General features: G+C 71.2%; 22 protein-coding genes. 21 read left to right on the forward strand and 1 reads right to left on the reverse strand.

The annotated features are described in order from the left end of the window. The first annotated feature begins 758 nt into the window (after positions 1–758). The 20 genes from ACILQ5_RS09005 to ACILQ5_RS09100 all read left to right on the forward strand — a co-directional run bounded on the left by ACILQ5_RS09005 (position 759) and on the right by ACILQ5_RS09100 (position 19,127). Entirely contained in the window at positions 759–2,072 is a 1,314-nt protein-coding gene (locus ACILQ5_RS09005) for an HNH endonuclease (RefSeq protein ID WP_395657653.1), read from the forward strand. 346 nt (positions 2,073–2,418) lie between these two features. Then, positions 2,419–4,266, forward strand: a complete 1,848-nt coding sequence (gene rho / locus ACILQ5_RS09010) for a transcription termination factor Rho (RefSeq protein ID WP_395657838.1) — start codon at positions 2,419–2,421, stop codon at positions 4,264–4,266. Positions 4,267–4,380: 114 nt separating this feature from the next. Continuing rightward, entirely contained in the window at positions 4,381–4,752 is a 372-nt protein-coding gene (locus ACILQ5_RS09015) for a response regulator transcription factor (RefSeq protein ID WP_395657654.1), read from the forward strand. Between the two features lie 70 nt (positions 4,753–4,822). Then, positions 4,823–6,454, forward strand: a complete 1,632-nt coding sequence (locus ACILQ5_RS09020; RefSeq protein ID WP_395657655.1) for a sensor histidine kinase — start codon at positions 4,823–4,825, stop codon at positions 6,452–6,454. A 132-nt stretch (positions 6,455–6,586) separates the two neighbouring features. Beyond that, positions 6,587–6,811 carry a 50S ribosomal protein L31 gene (rpmE, locus tag ACILQ5_RS09025; protein WP_395657656.1) on the forward strand — a complete coding sequence of 75 codons (225 nt, stop codon included), beginning with the start codon at positions 6,587–6,589 and terminating at the stop codon, positions 6,809–6,811. A gap of 95 nt (positions 6,812–6,906) precedes the next feature. After that, positions 6,907–7,980, forward strand: coding sequence for a peptide chain release factor 1 (gene prfA, locus ACILQ5_RS09030; RefSeq protein WP_395657657.1), 1,074 nt, complete (start codon positions 6,907–6,909; stop codon positions 7,978–7,980). Continuing rightward, complete coding sequence (gene prmC, locus ACILQ5_RS09035; protein WP_395657658.1) at positions 7,977–8,813, forward strand: peptide chain release factor N(5)-glutamine methyltransferase; 837 nt, start codon at positions 7,977–7,979, stop codon at positions 8,811–8,813. The genes prfA and prmC overlap by 4 nt, the downstream gene beginning before the upstream one ends. A 4-nt stretch (positions 8,814–8,817) precedes the next feature. Continuing rightward, positions 8,818–9,477 carry an L-threonylcarbamoyladenylate synthase gene (locus ACILQ5_RS09040; RefSeq protein ID WP_395657659.1) on the forward strand — a complete coding sequence of 220 codons (660 nt, stop codon included), beginning with the start codon at positions 8,818–8,820 and terminating at the stop codon, positions 9,475–9,477. A 4-nt stretch (positions 9,478–9,481) separates the two neighbouring features. Next, positions 9,482–10,624: a glycosyltransferase family 4 protein gene (locus ACILQ5_RS09045; RefSeq protein ID WP_395657660.1), complete on the forward strand. Its 1,143-nt coding sequence runs from the start codon at positions 9,482–9,484 to the stop codon at positions 10,622–10,624. Between the two features lie 261 nt (positions 10,625–10,885). Beyond that, positions 10,886–11,116, forward strand: a complete 231-nt coding sequence (locus ACILQ5_RS09050) for an AtpZ/AtpI family protein (protein ID WP_395657661.1) — start codon at positions 10,886–10,888, stop codon at positions 11,114–11,116. A gap of 6 nt (positions 11,117–11,122) precedes the next feature. Next, positions 11,123–11,569, forward strand: coding sequence for an ATP synthase subunit I (locus tag ACILQ5_RS09055; RefSeq protein ID WP_395657662.1), 447 nt, complete (start codon positions 11,123–11,125; stop codon positions 11,567–11,569). Next, positions 11,566–12,396 carry a F0F1 ATP synthase subunit A gene (atpB, locus tag ACILQ5_RS09060; RefSeq protein ID WP_395657663.1) on the forward strand — a complete coding sequence of 277 codons (831 nt, stop codon included), beginning with the start codon at positions 11,566–11,568 and terminating at the stop codon, positions 12,394–12,396. The genes ACILQ5_RS09055 and atpB overlap by 4 nt, the downstream gene beginning before the upstream one ends. Positions 12,397–12,472: 76 nt before the next feature. Then, the gene (locus ACILQ5_RS09065; RefSeq protein WP_395657664.1) at positions 12,473–12,724 is read left to right on the forward strand and encodes a F0F1 ATP synthase subunit C; all 252 of its coding nucleotides are present in this window, start codon (positions 12,473–12,475) and stop codon (positions 12,722–12,724) included. 71 nt (positions 12,725–12,795) lie between these two features. Then, entirely contained in the window at positions 12,796–13,296 is a 501-nt protein-coding gene (locus tag ACILQ5_RS09070; RefSeq protein WP_395657665.1) for a F0F1 ATP synthase subunit B, read from the forward strand. Continuing rightward, complete coding sequence (locus ACILQ5_RS09075; RefSeq protein ID WP_395657666.1) at positions 13,296–14,105, forward strand: F0F1 ATP synthase subunit delta; 810 nt, start codon at positions 13,296–13,298, stop codon at positions 14,103–14,105. Before ACILQ5_RS09070 ends, ACILQ5_RS09075 begins: the two co-directional genes overlap by 1 nt. Before the next feature lie 66 nt (positions 14,106–14,171). Further along, complete coding sequence (gene atpA / locus ACILQ5_RS09080) at positions 14,172–15,815, forward strand: F0F1 ATP synthase subunit alpha (protein ID WP_395657667.1); 1,644 nt, start codon at positions 14,172–14,174, stop codon at positions 15,813–15,815. Positions 15,816–15,817: 2 nt separating this feature from the next. After that, positions 15,818–16,729, forward strand: coding sequence for a F0F1 ATP synthase subunit gamma (locus ACILQ5_RS09085; RefSeq protein WP_395657668.1), 912 nt, complete (start codon positions 15,818–15,820; stop codon positions 16,727–16,729). 3 nt (positions 16,730–16,732) lie between these two features. Next, positions 16,733–18,187: a F0F1 ATP synthase subunit beta gene (gene atpD / locus ACILQ5_RS09090; RefSeq protein WP_395657669.1), complete on the forward strand. Its 1,455-nt coding sequence runs from the start codon at positions 16,733–16,735 to the stop codon at positions 18,185–18,187. Further along, positions 18,187–18,582 (forward strand): F0F1 ATP synthase subunit epsilon, encoded by a 396-nt coding sequence (locus ACILQ5_RS09095; protein ID WP_395657670.1) that lies wholly within the window; start codon positions 18,187–18,189, stop codon positions 18,580–18,582. The genes atpD and ACILQ5_RS09095 overlap by 1 nt, the downstream gene beginning before the upstream one ends. 86 nt (positions 18,583–18,668) lie before the next feature. Further along, entirely contained in the window at positions 18,669–19,127 is a 459-nt protein-coding gene (locus tag ACILQ5_RS09100) for a DUF2550 domain-containing protein (RefSeq protein ID WP_395657671.1), read from the forward strand. Between the two features lie 11 nt (positions 19,128–19,138). Here the strand turns inward: ACILQ5_RS09100 and ACILQ5_RS09105 are convergent, their stop codons facing one another. Continuing rightward, positions 19,139–20,557, reverse strand: coding sequence for an FAD-binding oxidoreductase (locus ACILQ5_RS09105; protein ID WP_395657672.1), 1,419 nt, complete (start codon positions 20,555–20,557; stop codon positions 19,139–19,141). A gap of 133 nt (positions 20,558–20,690) precedes the next feature. Here ACILQ5_RS09105 and ACILQ5_RS09110 point away from each other — a divergent pair. Next, positions 20,691–21,585: BTAD domain-containing putative transcriptional regulator (locus tag ACILQ5_RS09110; RefSeq protein WP_395657673.1), on the forward strand; the 895-nt coding region annotated here is incomplete at its 3' end.

Here is a 21,585-nt window from a genome sequence, read left to right on the forward strand (position 1 = left end):
CGCCGGCCCGCGGTGGTCTCCCGCGAGCGCCAGCGAGCGTCGTCACCGGTGGTCTCTCCCGCGAGCGCCAGCGAGCGTCGTCGAGACCCCAGAAGGTGCGCAGGGCGGCGACTGTCGGCATCTCGCCGTGGTCTCGGGTTGCGACCGACAGGCAGCAACGACGGGGTGGCGGGCGGCTGGTTGCGGCGGCCATCCGGCTCGCGGGTGCTGGCACCGGTGGTCTCTCCCGCGAGCGCCAGCGAGCGTCGTCGCCGGTGGTCGAGCCCGCGAGCGCCAGCGAGCGTCGTCGAGACCCCAGAAGATGCGCAGGGCGGTGACCGTCGGCATCTCGCCGTCCGCTCCGGTTACGACCGACAAGCAGCAACGACGGGTACGGCGGGCGTCGGGTCACGGTCGCCTCCCGACTCACGGTCGCCGCCCCGGTGGTTGAGGTGCGAGGAGCGCCAGCGACGTCGCCGGTGGTCGAGCAGCGAGCGCCAGCGAGCGTCGTCGAGACCCCGGAAGGCAAGGCAGGGCGGGGACCACTGCGCGCCGGCTTCGGGTTTGCTCGGGTTGCGACCGACAGGCAGCAACGCGGGTACGGCGGGTGCCGGGTCGCGGTTGCTTCCCAGCTCGCGGTCCGCGGGAGACGGTCCGGTGAGATGGTCCCGACGACGGGATCGGATGATGCCGAATCGTTACCTTCGGAGTCCTCAGATCCCTGTGGATACAGGGGATTCTCGCACCTGACTGTCGGTGGTCGGTGCTTGAGTAGACCCATGACCAGCACCGCCGCCGAGCTTGGCACCGAGACCCGCGACCGCCGGGTCGAGTCTGCCGAGTCGGTGCTGACCGCGGCGGCGGCGACCCGGGAGGCGATCGCCGACCTCGAGGTCCAGCAGCTGATCCAGGCCACCGACTGGGTCGCCCTGCACCCCGGCGAGGAGGTCGACACCTCGATCGAGTTCGGGATGCGGGACCTCCAGATCGCCGGCGACGGCGCCCCCACCATCGACGAGGCCGCGGTCGCGGAGTTCGCACTCGCGGTCGGCCGGACAACCGACGCCGGCCGGCTCTACCTCGGCGACGCGGTCGAGCTCCGCCACCGGCTCCCGCGGCTGTGGACTCGCGTGGTGGCCGGTGAGGTGGCGGTGTGGAAGGCCCGCAAGGTCGCCCAGGCCACCACGTCCCTGCCTGCGGATGCTGCGGCGGTCGTGGACCAGCGGCTCGCGTGGTGCGCGCACCGCTGCTCCTTCGCCGAGATCGAGCGGCAGGTCGAGAAGGCCCGCGCCGAGCACGACCCCGACGCCGCCGAGGAGCGGCGGGTGGCCGCGTTGGAGAGGCGCCGGTTCGACATCGACCTCGACCACGCCACCCCCGACGGACTGGTCCACGTCGAGGGCGAGCTGGACGTGGCCGACGCCCTCGCCCTGGAGGAGCAGATCCGGGCGAAGGCCGCGACCTTGGACCTCGACCTGCCGCTGGACGTGCGCCGGTCGATGGCCGCGGGCCTCCTCGGCACGACGGACAGTGAAGGCTCCCGTGAGGTGGTGGTCTACGCCCACGTCCGTCCCGGCCAGGCGAGTGTCGACGTCGACAACACCCGGTCCTCCATTACCCCCGAGCACCTGAAGGACTGGTGCCAGCAGGCCGGCACCAAGGTCACGGTCCGGCCGGTGATCGACCTGAACGCGGAGCTGTCGACGGAGTGTTACCGGCCGACCGAGGTGATGAAGGAACAGATCGGCCTGCGGGACCGGCAGTGCTGCTTCCCCGGCTGCACCAGGCCCGCCCGCACCAGGCCCGCCCGCACCGGCCGCGCCCGCACGACCGATGCCGAGCACCAGGTGCCCTGGCCCGAGGGCCCCACCGCGTCGTCCAACCTGGCGCCCGCCTGTCGGACCCACCACCGGCTCAAGACCTTCACCGGCTGGGACTACCAGCGCGTTCCTGGGGTCGGGTTCGTGTGGACGACCCCGATGGGCCGCACCTACGTCAGCCCCTTCGTCACCGACACCCCCGCCGATGACCTGGCAGACATCGCTGAGCAGACCGACGTACCTGACGAGCTGTTCCTGCGACATACCCACTGACCCAGACCCCGCCGGCCACGGCCGACGGGGTCACACCCATGTCTTCGGAGCGCCTCCGACACACGTGGCCGATGCCACACCGTCGGCGGCCGCGGTGTATCTTGGCGGTGCGCCCGAGCTCTCGGAGCGCCTTTCCCCTCTTCCACGCGCGGCCGCTGTCGCGCACCCTGGCTGCCCTCTTCTGTGGAGCCCGGCGGGGGAGGGGGCAAAGAACCCCAAGCCGCCGGCCCGAGGCCGGCTCGGCACTGATACGTGGGAAGGACCTCACGTGACCGAAACCATCGAATCCACCACCGCTCCCGCGGCTGAGAAGCCGGCGAAGAAGCGCGGTGGAGGGCTCAACTCCATGCTGCTGGCCGACCTCAAGTCGATGGCCGCAGGACTGGGGATCCCGGGTGCGGGATCGATGAAGAAGGCCCAGCTGGTCGAGGCGATCAAGGCCCACCAGTCGGGAGGCGGCCGGCCGGCCGCCGAGCAGGAGACGGAGCGTCCGGCGGAGAAGACGTCCGCGCCGAAGCGGGACCGGAAGCCGGAGCCGAAGCAGCAGGACGAGAAGTCCGAGCCGAAGCAGCAGGACGAGAAGTCCGAGCCGAAGCAGCAGGAGCAGAAGCGCGACCGCAACCAGGACCGGCAGGCCCAGGACCGGCAGGGCCAGGACCGCCAGCAGGACCGCCAGCAGGACCGCCAGCAGGGCCAGGACCGCCAGCAGCAGGGCCAGGACCGCCAGCAGCAGGGCCAGGACCGCCAGCAGCAGAACCGGCAGGGCCAGGACCGCCAGAAGCAGCAGGACCGGAACCAGGACCGGAACCAGGACCGCAACCAGGACCGGCAGGCCCAGGACCGCCAGGGCCAGGACCGGCAGGGCCAGGACCGGCGTCAGCAGGACCAGGACCGTCAGAACCAGCAGAACCAGCAGGGCCAGCAGCAGGCCGTCGACCAGGACGACGAGCAGCGCGAGGGCAGCCGACGCAACCGACGCCGGCGCGGCCGCGACCGCGACGTGCCGCGGGCCGGCGGGCGGGAGCCCGACACCACGATCCTCGAGGACGACGTGCTGGTGCCGGCGGCCGGCATCCTCGACGTGCTCGACAACTACGCGTTCGTGCGCACCAGCGGCTACCTGCCCGGGCCCGACGACGTCTACGTCTCGCTGTCGATGGTCCGCAAGTACGGCCTGCGGCGCGGTGACGCGCTCGTCGGCCAGGTGCGCCAGCCGCGCGAGGGTGAGCGTCGGGAGAAGTTCAACCCGATGGTGCGCATCGACAGCGTCAACGGTGCCGACCCCGAGGCCGCCAAGAGCCGCGTGGACTTCTCGAAGCTGGTACCGCTCTACCCCACCGAGCGGCTCCGCCTGGAGACGACGCCGGACAACCTGATCGGCCGGGTCATCGACATCGCGGCGCCGGTCGGGAAGGGACAGCGCGGCCTGATCGTGTCGCCGGCGAAGGCCGGCAAGACGATCATCATGCAGTCGATCGCCAACTCGATCACGACCAACAACCCCGAGGTGCACCTGATGGTCGTCCTCGTGGACGAGCGTCCGGAGGAGGTCACCGACTTCCAGCGCTCGGTCAAGGGCGAGGTCATCTCCTCGACCTTCGACCGCCCCGCCTCGGACCACACGATGGTCGCCGAGCTCGCGATCGAGCGCGCCAAGCGCCTCGTCGAGCTCGGTCACGACGTCGTCGTGCTGCTCGACGGCATCACCCGACTCGGACGCGCCTACAACCTCGCGACGCCTGCGAGCGGCCGGATCCTGTCCGGCGGCGTCGACTCCGCAGCGCTCTACCCGCCCAAGAAGTTCTTCGGCGCCGCCCGCAACATCGAGAACGGCGGCTCGCTGACCATCCTCGCCACGGCGCTCATCGAGAGCGGCTCGAAGATGGACGAGGTGATCTTCGAGGAGTTCAAGGGCACCGGCAACATGGAGATCCGGTTGCGCCGGGACTTCGCCGACAAGCGGCTGTTCCCGGCGATCGACGCCGTGCAGTCCGGCACCCGCCGCGAGGAGCTCCTGATGAGCAAGGAGGAGCTGGCGATCGTCTGGAAGCTGCGCCGGGTGCTCTCCAGCCTCGACGGCCAGCAGGCGCTGGAGCTGCTCATCGAGCGGCTCAAGAAGTCCCCGACGAACATCGAGTTCCTGCTGCAGGTCCAGAAGACCACGCCGACCCCGAACGGCGGGCGCGAGGACTGAGCCTCGAGGTGGGGGGAGACCGGCCCGGCCATCTCCCTCCACCCCAGCCCGAGGAGGGCTAGGCTGCACTGCACGCTGCTTCACCGATGCTGGTGGGACCGAAAGGGGACGTGAGTGGCTCGGATCCTCGTCGCGGATGACGATGTCGACATCCGCGAGCTCGTGGAGTTCAAGCTCTCCACGCTCGGGCACGACGTGGTGGCGGTCTCCGACGGGGCCGCCGCGATCGACGCGTGCCAGGCCGAGCGACCCGACCTCGCGGTGCTGGACGTGATGATGCCCGGCGTCTCGGGCCTCGACGCGATCCGGGCGATCCGGGCGGACCCCTCGCTGGCCGACCTCCCGGTCATCCTGCTCACCGCCCGCGCCCAGGAGTCGGACGTGGAGACCGGGTTCGACTCCGGCGCGGACGACTACATCACCAAGCCCTTCAGCCCGCGCGAGCTCGCCTCCCGGGTGCAGGCCCTGCTGACCCGATCCAGCTGATTCCCGGACTCCCGGGGCCGCCCGCTGTACCCTCCTGAACAGGGTGTGGGGGCACCCTGGGGGGTGAGGCATGAGTTCTGGGCGTCCGGTTGCGCGCCTGGTGTCGCCGATCATCGTCCGCCTGGGCGTGATGGCGGCGCTGATGGCTGCCATCGCCGTGCTCGGCGTCGTCCTGTCGACGGCGGCGGTCAACTACCTGACCGACGACCTGCAGCCCGCGGCGGCCGCGAACCAGAACATCTACCAGGACCTCACCGACATGTCCGCGGCGGTCGAGGCGTGGTCGAGCACCGGCTCCGTGGCCGCCGAGGACGACTACCAGCAGGCCCTGCTCCGGCTGCCGGCCGACCAGCAGCGGGTGCGGCAGTTCGCGGCCGGCGACAACGAGCTCGAGCTGCTCGTCCTGCGCCAGGAGCGCGCCGCCCGCGACTGGATCACGAACTACGCGGCGCCCCGGATGCAGACCAAGGGTGGCGTGCCCGCGACCCCCCAGCAGGTGCGCTCGGGCTCGCAGCTCTTCAACTCCATCCGGAGCGCGCACCAGAGCACGACCGCGGCCTTCGACAGCCGGGTGCGGCAGGCGAGCACCGACGCGTCGTTCCGGCTGAAGGGCACGATCCTCGCAGTGGTGCTCCTGGCGCTCGGTGCGTGGTGGGTGCTGTCGCGCTCGCGCCGGCGTCTCACCGCCGAGCTCACCCAGCCGCTGCTCGACCTCGAGACCGTCGTCCAGCGGATGGCCCGCCAGGAGAACGACGTCCGCGCCCAGCTCACCGGCCCGCGGGAGGTCCGGGCCGTCGCGTCCGCCCTCAACGACTTCGCCGACGGCCAGGCCCGCGCGCACGCGGTGGAGGGCCGGATCCACAACGAGCTGCGGACCCTCGACACCGCCAAGGACGACTTCGTCTCGAACGTCTCCCACGAGCTGCGGACGCCGCTGACCACGATCGCCGGCTACCTCGAGATGGTCGCCGAGGAGTTCGACGGCCGGATGCAGCCGCGCCACGAGAAGATGCTCGAGGCGACCCGGCGCAACGTCACCCGGCTCAAGCTGCTCATCGACGACCTGCTCGCCCTGTCGCGCGCCGAGGGACGCGGGACGGAGATGGAGCCGGTCGACCTGGCGCTCCTGCTGCGCGAGGCGGCCACCGACGTCCGGATCACCGCCGCCCGGCGCGGCATCCACGTCCGCGTCGACACCCCCGACACCGTCGTCCCGGTGCTTGCGGACCGGGCGATGCTGCACCGGGCCTTCTGCAACGTGCTCACCAACGCGGTGAAGTTCAGCCACCAGGGCGGCAGCGTCGAGGTCGTGCTGCGGACGACCGGGACGGTCGCCGAGGTCGCGGTCACCGACCACGGCATCGGCATCCCGGCTGCCGAGATCGACCGGCTCGGGACGCGGTTCTTCCGGGCCTCGAACGCGGTCCGCAACGAGATCGCCGGCACCGGCCTCGGGCTGCGGATCATGCAGACGATCATCGACAAGCACGACGGCGACGTCGTGATCGACTCGGTCGAGGGCGAGGGCACGACGGTCACCGTGCACCTGACCCTCCAGCCCGACCGGGTGCCGGCGCCGACGCTCAGCGAGCTGGTGGCGGCCGAGACCGAGAGCCGTCAGGCCGGCGCGGAGGACGGGGTCCCCGAGGACGTCGACCCGTCGCTGCCGAGGATCGTCCCGGCGTTCCCGCGCCGCTCCTGACCAGGCGGCCCGACGCCGGGAACACCATCGATTACCGCGGTGTTGGTACCCATGACACAATCGTGTGCTGGCTCCGGTTCACGTCCGCCCACTGGGGGCGCGGCGACCCGGCGGCCCTGTGAAAGGACAGCCATGAAGAAGGACATCCACCCGGAGTACGTCGAGACCCAGGTGACCTGCACCTGCGGCAGCTCGTTCACCACCCGCAGCACCGCGACCTCCGGCACGATCCACGCCGACGTGTGCTCGCAGTGCCACCCGTTCTACACCGGCAAGCAGAAGATCCTCGACACCGGCGGCCGCGTCGCCCGCTTCGAGGCCCGCTACGCCAAGAAGGCCGCTGACGCCAAGAAGTAGCTGCCACCGAGCGCCGGTCCCCGCCACCCGCGGGGACCGGCGCTCGTGATTTGTCACGGGCCACATCACGGTCGACGACCAACGGGAGGCACCAGATGTTCGAGGCGGTCGAGAGCCTGCTCGCCGAGCACGCCGAGCTGGAGAAGCAGCTCGCCGCGCCGGAGACGCACGCCGACGCGCGTCTGGCCAAGCGGCTCAACCAGCGCTATGCGGCGCTGTCGTCGATCATCGGCGCCTGGCGGGACCTGACCGCCCTGGTCGACGACGTCGAGGCCGCCCGCGAGCTCGCCGCCGAGGACCCGACCTTCGCCGACGAGGTCGAGGCGCTCGAGCTGCGCCGGCACGAGGCGGAGGAGCGGCTGCGGCGGCTGCTCGTCCCGCGCGACCCGGCCGACGACAAGGACGCCATCCTCGAGGTCAAGTCCGGCGAGGGTGGCGAGGAGTCGGCGCTCTTCGCCGGCGACCTGCTGCGCATGTACACCCGCTACGCCGAGCGCCGCGGCTGGAAGGTCGAGGTGCTCGACGCCGCCGAGTCCGACCTCGGCGGCTACAAGTCCGTGACGGTGGCGGTGAAGGCCAAGGGCACCCCGGAGCCCGGCGAGGCGCCGTACGCGCTGCTGAAGTTCGAGGGCGGCGTGCACCGCGTGCAGCGGGTCCCGGTCACCGAGTCGCAGGGCCGCGTGCACACCAGCGCCGCCGGCGTCCTGGTGCTGCCCGAGGCCGAGCCGGTCGACGTCCAGCTCGACGAGAACGACCTGCGAATCGACGTGTTCCGCTCCAGCGGTCCGGGCGGGCAGAGCGTCAACACGACCGACTCCGCGGTCCGGATCACCCACGTCCCGACGGGGATCGTGGTCAGCTGCCAGAACGAGAAGAGCCAGCTCCAGAACAAGGAGCAGGCCCTGCGGATCCTGCGCTCCCGCCTGCTCCAGGCCGCGCAGGACGCCGCGGACGCCGAGGCCGGCGAGGCGCGCCGGAGCCAGGTGCGCACCGTTGACCGCTCCGAGCGGATCCGCACCTACAACTACCCGGAGAACCGCATCTCCGACCACCGCACCGGCTACAAGTCCTACAACCTGGACCAGGTGCTCGACGGCGACCTCCAGCCGGTGCTCGACTCCTGCATCGACGCCGACCTCGCCGCGCGGCTCGAGGCCCTCGAGCAGTGACCACCCGCGGTAAGCTCCTGCGCGACGCGACGGCACGGCTGCGCGACGCGGGAGTCGCGAGCCCCGAGCACGACGCGGCCGAGCTGCTGGCGCACGTGCTGGGCACCACCCGGTCGCAGCTGCCCCTCGTGGAGGTGGTCGCGCCGTCCGCCGTCGCGGAGTACGACGCCCTGCTCGACCGCCGCGCGGCCCGTGAGCCGCTGCAGCACCTGACCGGGACCGCCTGGTTCCGCCACGTCGAGCTCGCCGTGGGGCCCGGTGTCTTCGTGCCCCGGCCCGAGACCGAGCTCCTCGCCGGGTGGGCGGTCGAGCACGCGGGCGACGGCAGCGTGGTCGTCGACCTCTGCACCGGGTCCGGAGCGGTCGCCAAGGCCGTCAAGGACGAGGTGCCCGGCGCCGAGGTCCACGCGGTCGAGCTCGACGAGGCCGCCCACACCTGGGCCGAGCGCAACCTCGAGGGCACCGGTGTCGACCTCCGCCACGGCGACATGGCCACCGCCTTCGAGGACCTCGCGGGCGCCGTCGACGTGCTCACCTGCAACCCGCCCTACATCCCCCTGGAGGCCTGGGAGTCGGTGGCACCGGAGGCGCGCGACCACGACCCGCACCTGGCCCTCTTCTCCGGCGCCGACGGCCTGGACGCGATCCGCGTCCTCGAGCGTCGGGCCGCCCACCTGCTGCGGCCCGGGGGAGTGGTGGGCTTCGAGCACGCCGACGTGCAGGGGGAGTCGGCGCCGGCGGTGTTCGCGGCGACGGGTCGCTGGACCGACGTGCGCGACCACCTCGACCTGGCAGGTCGGCCGCGCTACACGACCGCGCGACTGGCACGATGACCCTGTGAGTGACCGGTACCCGACGAGCACGGCCGAGGAGCGCGAGGAGGCCGTCGAGGCGGCGAGCCTCGCGGTGCAGCGCGGCGACCTCGTCGTGATCCCGACCGACACCGTGTACGGCGTGGGCGCGGACGCCTTCGACCCGGCGGCCGTGCGCGGGCTGCTCGCCGCCAAGGGGCGCGGGCGCGAGATGCCGCCGCCGGTGCTGGTCAGTGCCACGACCACGCTGGACGCGCTCGCCACCCGGGTCCCCGCCTGGGCCCGGGCGCTGGTCGAGGAGTTCTGGCCCGGGCCGCTGACCCTGGTGTGCCACCAGCAGACCTCCCTCCAGTGGGACCTGGGTGACACCCGCGGAACGGTCGCCGTCCGGATGCCCGACCACGACGTCGCCCTCGAGGTCCTCGAGCGCACGGGGCCGCTCGCGGTGAGCTCGGCCAACAAGACCGGGATGCCGGCCGCCACCGACGCCGACCAGGCCGAGGAGATGCTCGGCGACGCGGTCGCCGTCGTGGTGGACGCCGGGGAGTCACCCGGCGGCGAGGCCTCGACGATCATCGACTGCACCGCCACCCCGGGCCGGGTGCTGCGGCGCGGGGCGCTGTCCCTCGACCGGCTCAACGAGGTCCTCGAGCCGCTCGGGGCCACGATCACGGACGAGGGCTGACCCCTTGCGGGAGTACCTCCTCGTCTTCCTCGTCGCCGCGGCGGCGACCTACCTGCTGACCGTGATCGCGCGGGAGATCGCGCTGCGGACCGGGGCGGTGGCGAAGGTGCGCGACCGCGACGTGCACGCGGTGCCCATCCCCTACCTCGGAGGCCTGGCGATGCTGGGCGGGCTGGTGACGGCGTACGTGGTGGCGCGGCAGCTGCCCTTCCTGTCCCAGAGCGGGCCGTTCGTCTTCCGCGACGCCGGCATCGTGCTGATCGCCGGAGCCCTGATCTGCGCGGTCGGGGTGCTCGACGACCTCTTCGAGCTCGACGCGCTCACCAAGCTCGGCGGCCAGGTGCTCGCCGCGGGGTTCCTCATCGCCTTCGGGATCCAGTACGTCTACGTGACCGGACGGGACGGGACGCAGTACCCCCTCGACCCCGCGCAAGGGGCACTGCTGACCGGCTTCATCGTGGTGGCGACCGTCAACGCCGTGAACTTCGTCGACGGCCTGGACGGCCTGGCCGCCGGCGTGGTCGGCATCGGGGCGATCGCCTTCTTCGTCTTCTGCTACCAGCTCGCCAACATCAACAAGGTGTCGCTCGCCACCACCGGTGCCCTGCTCAGCGTCTCGCTGGCGGGGGCCTGCGCAGGCTTCCTGCCGCACAACTTCCACCAGGCGCGGCTGTTCATGGGCGACAGCGGCTCCATGCTGATCGGCCTGGTGCTCTCGGCCAGCGCGGTGACGCTGACCGGCCAGTTCAGCCCCGACCAGCTCAGCGCGGGCGGCTCCGGGTCGACCGCCAGCCTGCTGCCGACGCTGCTCCCGCTGCTGCTGCCCATCTCGCTGCTGGTGATCCCGATGCTGGACCTGCTGCTGGCCGTCGTGCGCCGCACCCGGGCCGGCCGGTCGCCGTTCGCGCCGGACAAGCAGCACCTGCACCACCGGCTGCTCGAGATCGGCCACTCCCACCGGCGGGCGGTGCTGATCATGTGGCTCTGGGCTGCCCTGGTCGCCTTCGGCACGGTCCTGATGAGCCTGTACAGCGACGACGCGTGGATGTGGGCCTCGCTCGCCGTGGGCGTGGTCGTCACGGTCGGCCTCACCTTCGTGCTGCCCAAGCTGCACCGCCCGCGCGTGGTGCTCGCCGACGAGGGCTGAGCGCCGTCGGGAGACCCGGTTTCCGCCCTCCGAAACGCTTGTGCTAGTTTTCACAAGCACCCGAGAACCGACGACAGAACGGCCGCCGACCATGACGACCGCGACCATCCGGACGACGAGAACGCCGCTGGCGGACGGTCCGTCGGCCTGTGGTAGTTTCGCCCGGTCGCTGGGTGTCGAGGGCAGGGCCGTTTCTCGTGCTCGCCTACCCGGCGGCTTCCTGCCTGCCGATGCCGGTGCCGACGAATGGGACTTGGGTGGATGGTCGATGAGCGCTCCGACGCTGGCCCCGACGCCGGGCTGCGTGGCCGTGACCTCATCGGCCTCGGAGGCCTCCTCGCGGGTGCCGTCGTCGCCGGCCTCGTCATCGGCTACCTCGTGGACGACGCCCTCGGCACGGAGCCGGTCGGCGTCCTGGTCGGGATCGCTCTCGGCATCCTCGGCGGCTGCGTCGGCTTCGTCGTCAAGGTCCGTGCCGCCCTCCGGGGGTGAGCCCCGGTGACCAGCACCGAGATGAGCAACGCGATGACCGAGCCCGCCCCGCCCGTCCCCGAGAAGGCGTCGCTGTGGCGCGTGGTCCGCGACCAGCGCAAGATCGAGCTGGTCGGCCTCGGGATGGTCGTCGCCAGCTTCTGGATCATCGGCCAGCTCGGCGAGTGGCGCCTGGCCGGCTGCATCGCCGCCGGCGTGCTGCTGGGCCTGGCCAACCACCTCGCCACGGAGTACTGGCTGCTGAAGACGATCTCGTCGGGTGAGCAGCCGACCCGCAACCAGATGATCACCTCCACGCTCGTCCGGCTGACGGTCCTGACGGTGGTGGCCGTCGGTGTCGCCGTGGTCTTCTGGCCCGACGGCATCGGGCTGCTGCTCGGCCTCGCCATCTTCCGGCTCATCGCCCTGGTGATGACCACGATCCCGCTGCTGAAGGAGCTGAAGAACCCATGACCGGCCTCATGCCGCTCGAGTCCGACATCACGATCGGCGAGCACAAGACCGTCACGTGGCACGGCATGACGTTCAACGTCGACACGATCCTCTCGACGATCGTGGCCGGCGTCATCGTCCTCCTGCTCGGCTTCTGGGTGGTCCGCTCGATGGCCAAGGACACCGGAGACCACGTCCCCACGAAGATCCAGATCCTGTGGGAGACGATCGTCGGGCAGGTGAACAAGCAGGTCGAGGACAACCTCGGCAAGGTGCACCCGTTCGTCGCGCCGCTCGCGATCGCCCTGTTCTTCTTCATCCTGATCGCCAACTGGCTCGAGCTGATCCCCACGGAGTTCTCGCACGGCAACCACGTGCTCTCGGCCCCGACGGCGGACACCAACCTGACCTACGCCCTGGCCACGGTCACGATGGTCAGCGTCTGGACCTACGGGATCCGGCAGAAGGGCACCCGCGGCTACTTCAAGCACTTCACCGAGCCGTTCCCGATCCTGCTGCCGCTCAACATCCTCGAGGAGCTGATCAAGCCGATCACCCTCGCCCTGCGACTCTTCGGCAACATCTTCGCGGGCGGCATCATGCTCGCCCTGATCGGACTCATCCCGATCTACGCCTTCTGGGCGCCGAACCTCCTGTGGAAGGCGTTCGACATGGTGATCGGCGCCATCCAGGCCTTCATCTTCGCGCTGCTGACCGTCCTCTACTTCGCGATGGCCGGTGCCGGTCACGAGGAGCACGAGCGGCACGAGGAATTCCTGGAGGAGGAACGGCGCAAGAAGGCCGAGACCGCACACGCGGACGAGGCCGAACCCGTACCAGCGCACTGACCCGCCCGGGTCGGTCGTCGACAGAGGTAAACACCAGCGCCACTCCCCGGCGCGACAACAAGGAGAGAAGATCACAATGGCAGTAACTGACTCCGCCATCACCACCGCGGGCGCGTTCGTCGGCGGCGGCATCGCCCTCGCCGGTGGCGCGATCGGTGCCGGCATCGGTGACGGTCTGGCCGGTTCGTCCTACATCGAGGGTGTCGCCCGCCAGCCCGAGGCACAGGGCCGCCTGCAGACCATCTTCTTCCTGACGGTGGGTCTGGTCGAGGCGATGTTCTTCATCAACCTCGCGTTCATGGCGCTCTTCGTCTTCGTCCTCGGCTGACCTGGGGCTCCTGCCCCTTCCGTCAGAAGCAAGCAAAGGAACCCACGATGGCAAGCGTTGCGATCACTCCCATGGAGAGCAACTTCCTCGTTCCGAACGCCACCTACTTCGTCGAGCTGGCGGCGTTCCTCCTGCTCCTGTTCCTGCTGGGCAAGTACGTCATCCCGCCGATCAACCGCGCGATGACCGCTCGCCAGGACGCGATCCGGGCGGAGTTCGCCGAGCTGGACGAGGCCAAGTCCGGAGCCCAGGCGGCCGAGGAGGAGTTCAAGTCCCAGATCGCCGACGCTCGCCACGAGGCGGCGCGGATCCGCGAGGAGGCCCGTGAGCAGGGCGCCCAGATCATCGCGGAGATGCGGGAGCAGGCGAACGTCGAGGCGGCCCGGATCGTCGAGCACGCCCACGCGCAGATCGAGGCCGACCGCAAGGCCGCGATGGCGCAGCTGCGCGGCGAGGTCGGCACGCTCGCCACGACCTTGGCCGGCCGGATCGTCGGGGAGTCCCTCGACGACGACGCCCGCCAGAGCCGCGTGGTCGACCGGTTCCTCGCCGACCTGGAAAGCGCCAGCTGATGGATCTTCGTGGAGCCTCGGCCGACTCCCTCGCGGAGCTGACCACGGAGCTGCGCGACGCCGTGCGTGCCGGCTCGCACGCCGAGCGGGTGGCCTCGGAGCTGTTCACGGTCTCCTCGCTGCTGCGGGCCGAGCCCGCACTGCGGCGGGTGACCACCGACGCCTCCCTGCCCGTCGAGGCGCGGCAGGGCCTGGCCCGGCAGGTGCTCGAGGGCAAGGCCGACGAGGTCACCCTCGCGCTCGTGGTGAGCGCGGTGGGTCGTCGGTGGACCAGCAGCCGGGACCTCCCGGACGCGCTCGAGCGGCTCGGTGAGATCGCCGTCGTGCGGTCGGTCGGGTCCGACGCCGACCAGCTGGCCGACGAGATCTTCGCGCTCAGCCGGATGGTGACCGCCAACCCCGACCTCCGCGACGCGCTCGCCAACCCGGCCCGCACGGACGAGGACAAGGCGGCACTGCTCGACTCGCTGCTGGGCGGCAAGACGCTGCCGGCGACGGTCGTGCTCGCCAAGCAGGCGCTGGTCGGCACCTACCGCACGATCACCGCGGCGCTGGAGACCTACCGGCGCGTGGCGGCCGAGGCGCAGGACGAGTACGTCGCCACGGTCCGGGTCGTGTCGCCGCTCAGCGACGACGAGCGGGAGCGCCTCGTCCGGGCGCTCAGCGCGCAGTACGGCCGCCAGATCCACGTCAACGAGATCGTCGACACCCACGTGCTCGGCGGGATCCGGGTCGAGATCGGTGACGACGTCATCGACGGGACCGTGTCCAGCCGGCTCGACGACGCCCGGCGCAAGCTGGTCGGCTGACGCCGGCCTCGACCCGCTCCACCACCGAATTCAGACTTCAGAAGAGACAAGAGAGTAGGGACAACGATGACGGAGCTTTCGATCCGTCCGGAGGAGATCCGCGACGCGCTCCAGAAGTACGTCGCGGACTACCAGCCCGAGGCGGCGAGCAAGGAAGAGGTCGGCACTGTTGCCCAGGCAGGCGACGGCATCGCGCGCGTCAGCGGCCTGCCCTCGGCCATGGCCAACGAGCTGCTCGAGTTCGAGGACGGCACCCGCGGCCTGGCGCTGAACCTGGACACCCGCGAGATCGGTGTCGTCATCCTCGGTGACTTCGAGGGCATCGAGGAGGGCCAGACGGTCCGCCGGACCGGCGAGATCCTCTCGGTCCCCGTCGGCGACAACTTCCTCGGCCGCGTCATCGACCCGCTCGGCACCCCGATCGACGGCCTCGGCGAGATCGAGGCGGACACCCGCCGCGCCCTCGAGCTCCAGGCCCCGACGGTGATGCAGCGCAAGTCGGTGCACGAGCCGCTCGCGACCGGCATCAAGGCGATCGACTCGATGACCCCGATCGGTCGTGGTCAGCGCCAGCTGATCATCGGCGACCGCGCGACCGGCAAGACCACGATCGCGATCGACACGATCATCAACCAGAAGCAGAACTGGGACTCGGGCGACCCGACCAAGCAGGTCCGCTGCATCTACGTCGCCATCGGCCAGAAGGGCTCGACCATCGCTTCGGTGCGCGGCGCCCTCGAGGAGGCCGGCGCGCTGGAGTACACCACGATCGTCGCCTCCCCGGCGTCGGACAGCGCGGGCTTCAAGTACCTCGCGCCCTACACCGGCTCCGCCATCGGCCAGCACTGGATGTACGACGGCAAGCACGTCCTCATCGTGTTCGACGACCTGACCAAGCAGGCCGAGGCCTACCGCGCCGTGTCGCTGCTGCTGCGTCGCCCGCCGGGCCGTGAGGCCTACCCCGGTGACGTCTTCTACCTGCACAGCCGGCTCCTCGAGCGCTGCGCGAAGCTCTCCGACGACATGGGCGCGGGCTCGATGACCGGCCTGCCGATCATCGAGACCAAGGCCAACGACGTCTCGGCCTACATCCCGACGAACGTCATCTCGATCACCGACGGCCAGATCTTCCTGCAGTCCGACCTCTTCGCGGCCAACCAGCGCCCGGCGATCGACGTCGGTGTGTCGGTCTCCCGCGTGGGTGGCTCGGCGATGACCAAGGCGATGAAGGCGGTCACCGGCTCGCTCAAGGTCGACCTCGCGCAGTTCCGCGCGATGGAGGCGTTCGCGATGTTCGCCTCGGACCTCGACGCGGCGTCGCGGCAGCAGCTCGACCGTGGTCAGCGGCTGATGGCGCTCCTCAAGCAGCCGGCCTACTCGCCGTACCCGCTGGAGGAGATGACGGTCTCGCTGTGGATCGGCACCACCGGTCGCCTCGACCGGGTGCCGACCGAGGACGTGCTGCGCTTCGAGCGCGAGTTCCTCGACTTCCTGCGCCGCTCGCACGACGGCGTCCTCTCGACCATCCGCGAGACGCAGAAGTTCGAGGACGACACCGCGAGCTCGCTCGAGGACGCCTACAACTCCTTCCTCGACCAGTTCGAGACCTCCGAGGGCGGCTCGATCAAGGTCGGCCACGAGCCGCAGGCCGAGGCGCTGGAGGACGAGGACGTCGAGCAGGAGCAGATCGTCAAGCAGAAGCGGGGCTGACGATGGCTCTCTCGGTGCGCGAGTACCGTGCGCGGATCAAGTCGACGGAGTCTATGAAGAAGATCACCCGCGCCATGGAGCTCATCGCCGCGTCCCGGATCATCAAGGCCCAGCAGCGTGCCCAGTCGGCTGCGCCCTACGCCCGTGAGCTGACCCGTGCCGTGTCGGCGGTGGCGACGTACTCCAACGTCGACCACCCGCTGACGCGCGAGCCGGAGGACCCCAAGCGGGCCGCCGTGCTCATCGTGACCAGCGACCGCGGCCTGGCCGGTGCGTACTCCTCGAGCGTGCTCAAGGAGGCCGAGCGGCTCGCCGAGCGGCTCCGCGGTGAGGGCAAGGAGATCCACACCTACATCTGCGGCCGCAAGGGCGAGGCGTACTACAAGTTCCGTGGTCGCCCGGTCGCGCAGACGTGGACCGGCTTCTCCGACCAGCCGTCGTACGAGGCGGCGCACGAGATCGGCCGCACGCTGATCGACGCGTTCCTCGAGGAGGAGGGGGAGAGCGCCGTGGACGAGGTCCACGTGGTGTTCACCCGCTTCCGCTCGATGCTCGTGCAGGAGCCGACCGACGTGCGGCTGCTGCCGCTGGAGGTCGTCGAGGGCGAGGAGAAGCCCGACGCGGGTGAGGTGCTGCCGCTCTACGAGTTCGAGCCGTCGCCGGAGGAGGTGCTCGACGGGCTGCTGCCGCAGTACGTCCAGAGCCGGATCTTCTTCGCGCTGCTGCAGGCCGCGGCCTCCGAGCTCGCGGCCCGTCAGAAGGCGATGAAGTCCGCCACGGACAACGCCGACGAGCTCATCAAGAAGTACACACGAATCGCCAACCAGGCCCGCCAGGCCGGCATTACCCAGGAAATCAGCGAGATCGTCGGTGGCGTGAACGCGCTGGCCGACGCCCAAGCCGGGAGTGAGTGAAGAATGACTGCAACGATCGAAGAGACCCAGTCGACCGGGTCGGCCGGCGTCGGCCGCATCGCTCGAGTGATCGGCCCGGTCGTCGACGTCGAGTTCCCGGTGGACTCGATGCCCGAGATCTACAACAAGCTGGAGTGCGAGCTCGAGCTCGCCGGCGAGAAGCGCATCCTCTCGATGGAGGTCGCGCAGCACATCGGTGACGGTGTGGTCCGGGCGATCTCGCTCCAGCCGACCGACGGCCTGGTGCGCGGCGCCCAGGTGACCGACACCGGTGGCCCGATCACGGTCCCGGTGGGCGACGCCACGCTCGGCAAGGTGTTCAACACCCTCGGTGAGGTCCTCAACCTCGAGGAGGGCGAGAAGTTCGAGCCCGCCGAGCGCTGGGGCATCCACCGCAAGGCGCCGGCCTTCGACCAGCTGGAGTCGAAGACCCAGATGTTCGAGACCGGCATCAAGGTCATCGACCTGCTCACTCCGTACGTCCAGGGCGGCAAGATCGGCCTGTTCGGCGGCGCGGGCGTGGGCAAGACCGTGCTGATCCAGGAGATGATCGCCCGGGTCGCGAAGGACCACGGTGGTGTGTCGGTGTTCGCCGGTGTCGGCGAGCGCACCCGTGAGGGCAACGACCTGATCGTCGAGATGGAGGAGGCCGGCGTCATCGGCCAGACCGCCCTGGTCTTCGGCCAGATGGACGAGCCGCCGGGCACCCGCCTGCGGGTCGCGCTGTCCGCGCTGACGATGGCGGAGTACTTCCGCGACGTGCAGAACCAGGATGTGCTGCTCTTCATCGACAACATCTTCCGGTTCACCCAGGCCGGGTCCGAGGTCTCGACCCTGCTGGGCCGGATGCCGTCCGCCGTGGGCTACCAGCCCAACCTCGCCGACGAGATGGGCACGCTCCAGGAGCGGATCACCTCGACGCGTGGCCACTCGATCACCTCGCTGCAGGCGATCTACGTGCCGGCCGACGACTACACCGACCCGGCTCCGGCGACCACGTTCGCCCACCTGGACGCGACCACCGAGCTCTCGCGCGAGATCGCGTCGCTGGGTATCTACCCGGCCGTGGACCCGCTGACCTCGACCTCGCGGATCCTGGACCCGCAGTACATCGGGCAGGCCCACTACGACTGCGCGATCCGCATCAAGCAGATCCTGCAGCGCAACAAGGAGCTGCAGGACATCATCGCGATCCTCGGTGTCGACGAGCTCTCCGAGGAGGACAAGATCATCGTCTCCCGGGCTCGCCGCATCCAGCGGTTCCTGTCGCAGAACACCTACGTGGCCAAGCAGTTCACCGGCATCGAGGGCTCCACGGTCCCGGTGTCGGAGACCGTCGAGGCGTTCAACAAGATCGCCGACGGCGAGTACGACCACGTGGCCGAGCAGGCCTTCTTCATGTGCGGCGGTCTGGACGACGTCGAGCGGAAGTGGGCCGAGATCCAGAAGAACCTCTGATGGCCGACGGCGACCAGCTCCAGGTGGAGCTCGTGGCGGCCGACCGGACCGTGTGGTCCGGTCCGGCCTCCATGGTCGTGGCCAAGACCGCGGAGGGTGACATCGGCATCCTGCGCGGCCACATGCCGGTGCTGTCCCTGCTGGTCGACGGCGTCGTGGAGATCACGCCGCTCGACGGCGAGAAGGTGTTCGGGGCGGTCGACGGCGGGTTCCTCTCGGTCGCGAACGACCGGGTGTCGATCCTGTCGCAGTTCGCCCTGCTCGCCGACGAGATCGACGTCGACGCAGCGCGCTCCGAGCTGGAGGCGGCGCAGTCGGACTCCGACGCCGCCGACGCCGAGGAGCGCGTCCGCCGTGCCGAGGTGCGCCTGCGCGCAGCCGAGCGCGCGTCCTGATCCGGGCCTGACCCAGACATCGCACCCCCAGGGTCGCCCGCTAGGGTGAAGTCCTCTGGGGGTGCGAGTCGGGTGGAGGGCGTCGGATGCCGGTGTGGCAGTGGCTGCTCGACGCAGCCGGCGTGCTGCTCCTGGTCATCGTCCTCGTCGGCGTCGGCCTGATCCTGCGCCGCCGCCTCCTCTCGCGCCACGGCGGCACCTTCGAGCTCAGCTACCGCGTCCGGTCCACCAGGGCCGGGCGCGGTTGGCTTCTCGGCCTCGGCCGCTACTCCGGGGAGACCCTGGAGTGGTTCCGCTACTTCTCCCTCTGGCCCCGGCCGAAGCGCACCCTGCTCCGCTCCCAGCTCACCTTCGTCGGCTGGCGGGACCCCGAGGGGCCCGAGCAGCTCTCGCTCTACCCCGACCACCTGGTGATCTCGTGCACGACGCCCTCCGGGGACGTCGAGCTGGCCATGTCCTCGGCCTCGCTCACCGGCTTCCAGTCGTGGCTCGAGGCCGGACCGCCCGGGACCGACTGGACCCGGGCCGCCCGGCCTCGAGACTGACGCAGGACCGCTCAGGCCTGCGACCGGCCGTCCTCGTGGAGCCGCGGGATGCGGTGGTTCGCCACGAACACGCCGTGCGGGTCCACGGCGCTCCGGATGCCGGTCACCTGCCGCCACCGGTCCGCCCCGAAGAGCGAGCGGGCGTCGACGGTGTTCTCGGCGAAGTTGGAGTACTGCCGGCCGTTGGCGAACGGCGCGAGCGCGCTCGTGAGCCGGACGGCGTCGGCGTGGGCCTGGGCGCCCATCTCGGGGGTCATCGCCATCCCGCCGCCGAAGCTGACGAACTGCGCGTCGAGCCGGTCGAGCACGCCGCCGCCCTCGTGCGGACGGCCGAGCGCGCCGCCGAGCTGGCGCAGCTCGGCCATGAGCAGCGAGCTCTGCGCGTCCGGGCCGGCCTCGGCGACGAACGCGTCGACGGCGGCGCCCGGGAACGAGGCCAGCATGGCGGAGTCCGAGGCGAACGGAGCGCCGCCCTCGGGGTCCATGTGCAGGCGGACCAGCGACTTGGCCGGCACCCGACCGAAGGTGTCCATCCACGGGCGCAGCGCACGGAGACCACGGAGCAGGTCCTCGCCGCGCTCGTCGGAGCCCAGCACGGCGCCGTTGACGACGACGAGCTCCTTGCCGCGGATGAAGTCGGGCAGGTCGGGCAGGTCGGGGAGGCGCATGGCGCGGAACGACGTGGTGACCTCGTCCGGAGCGCTCGGCGCCCAGGCGGACCACTCACGCAGCACCGGCTCGATGTCGCGGAGGTCCCAGATCATCATGCCGGCGTACGCCGTGGGAATGTCGTACATGGCGAACTCCAGCGCGGTGACGACGCCGAAGTTGCCGCCGCCGCCGCGGATCGCCCAGAACAGCTCGGCGTTCGTGGTGGCGTCGGCGCGGACCAGGCTGCCGTCGGCGACGACGACCTCGACCGCGGTGAGGCTGTTCGTGGCGAGGCCGTGCTTGCGGGCGTACCACCCGATGCCGCCGCCGAGGGAGTAGCCGGCGATGCCGACGTCGGGGGAGGAGCCGTGCAGCACGGCCTTGCCGTGGGCGGCGGCCGCGTCGACGGCGGGCTCCCAGACGGTGCCGCCCTCGACCCGGACGATGCCGCGGGTCGGGTCGGCGACGGCGGACGACATCTCGTTGAGGCGGACGACGACGACGTCGTCGAGGCCCTGGGCGGCGAGCGGCCCGGCGTTGTGGCCGGTGCTCTGCGGGGCGACGCGGAGGCCCGACTCGGCGGCGAGGCGGACCACGGTGGAGACCTCGGCGACGGTGCGGGGGAAGGCCACGGCGGCCGGCCGCTGGTCGACGGCGAAGTTCCACGGGACGCGGGCGGCGTCGTAGCCGGGGTCGCCGGGGAGGTGGACCCGGCCTCCGAGCAGGCCGTGGAGGGCGTGGGCGGCGGGGATGCTCGGGGTGTCGAGCTCGATGGTCATGGTGCTGACTCCTGTGTCGGTGATCGGTGGGAACACCGTGCCGCGGGGCACTTGGAGACCACTTCGAAGCGACTTGGAGCGACTTGGGGCCGGTTCTCGCCCGCGCGGGGCCGCGGGTGCCTAGCCTGTGCCCGTGCAGGTCTCGGTCCTCGGCCCGGTCGAGGTGGTGCTGGACGGAGCGCCCGTCGACCTCGGTACGCCGAAGCAGCGGGCGCTGGTCGCCGCGCTCGCGCTCTCGCGGGGCTGGCCGGTCTCCGTCGACGCGATCGTCGACCTGCTCTGGGGCGACGCGTCGCCCCCCGGGGTCACCGCGACCCTCCAGGCCTACGTCTCGCAGCTGCGCCGGGTCATCGAGCCTGACCGGCAGCGCCGGGCGCCGGCCACGGTCCTGGTGACGGTGGCGCCCGGCTACGCGCTGCGGGTGCCGGACGAGAGCGTCGACGTGCACCGGTTCGAGCAGGTGGTCGCCGCCACGCACCGGCGGCTGCAGCCGGTCGGCTGGGGACGCTCGCCGCTGGACGCCGGCGTGCTGGCCGCCGAGGTCGCGGCCCTGGACGAGGCGCTCGCGCTGTGGCGGGGCACGCCGTACGCCGAGCTCGGCGACGCGGACCCGGCCGTGGCCGAGCGGGCGCGCCTCGAGGAGCTGCGCCTCGTGGCGCTGGAGGACCGGGCCGTGGCCGGGCTGGCGCTCGGTCACCACGCGACGGTCGCCGCCGAGCTGGAGGCCCTCACCGCGGCGTACCCGCTGCGCGAGCGGCTGTGGGCCCTGCGGGCGCTCGCGCTGACCCGGTCGGGACGCCAGGCGGACGCGCTGGAGGTGCTGCGCCGGGTGCGCGAGGTGCTCGACGAGGAGCTGGGGCTGGAGCCCTCCGCCGAGCTGCGGGACCTGCAGACCGCCGTGCTGCGGCAGGACCCCGACCTGGAGTGGGTGGCGCCCGAGGCCGGGCCGGCTCCGGCGCCGGAGCCCGGGCCGGCGCCCCCGGACCCCGCGCCAGCGCCGCCCGCTACGCCGGCACCGCCGGCGCCCG

Source organism: Nocardioides sp., assembly GCF_044226305.1.
GTDB lineage: Bacteria > Actinomycetota > Actinomycetes > Propionibacteriales > Nocardioidaceae > Nocardioides.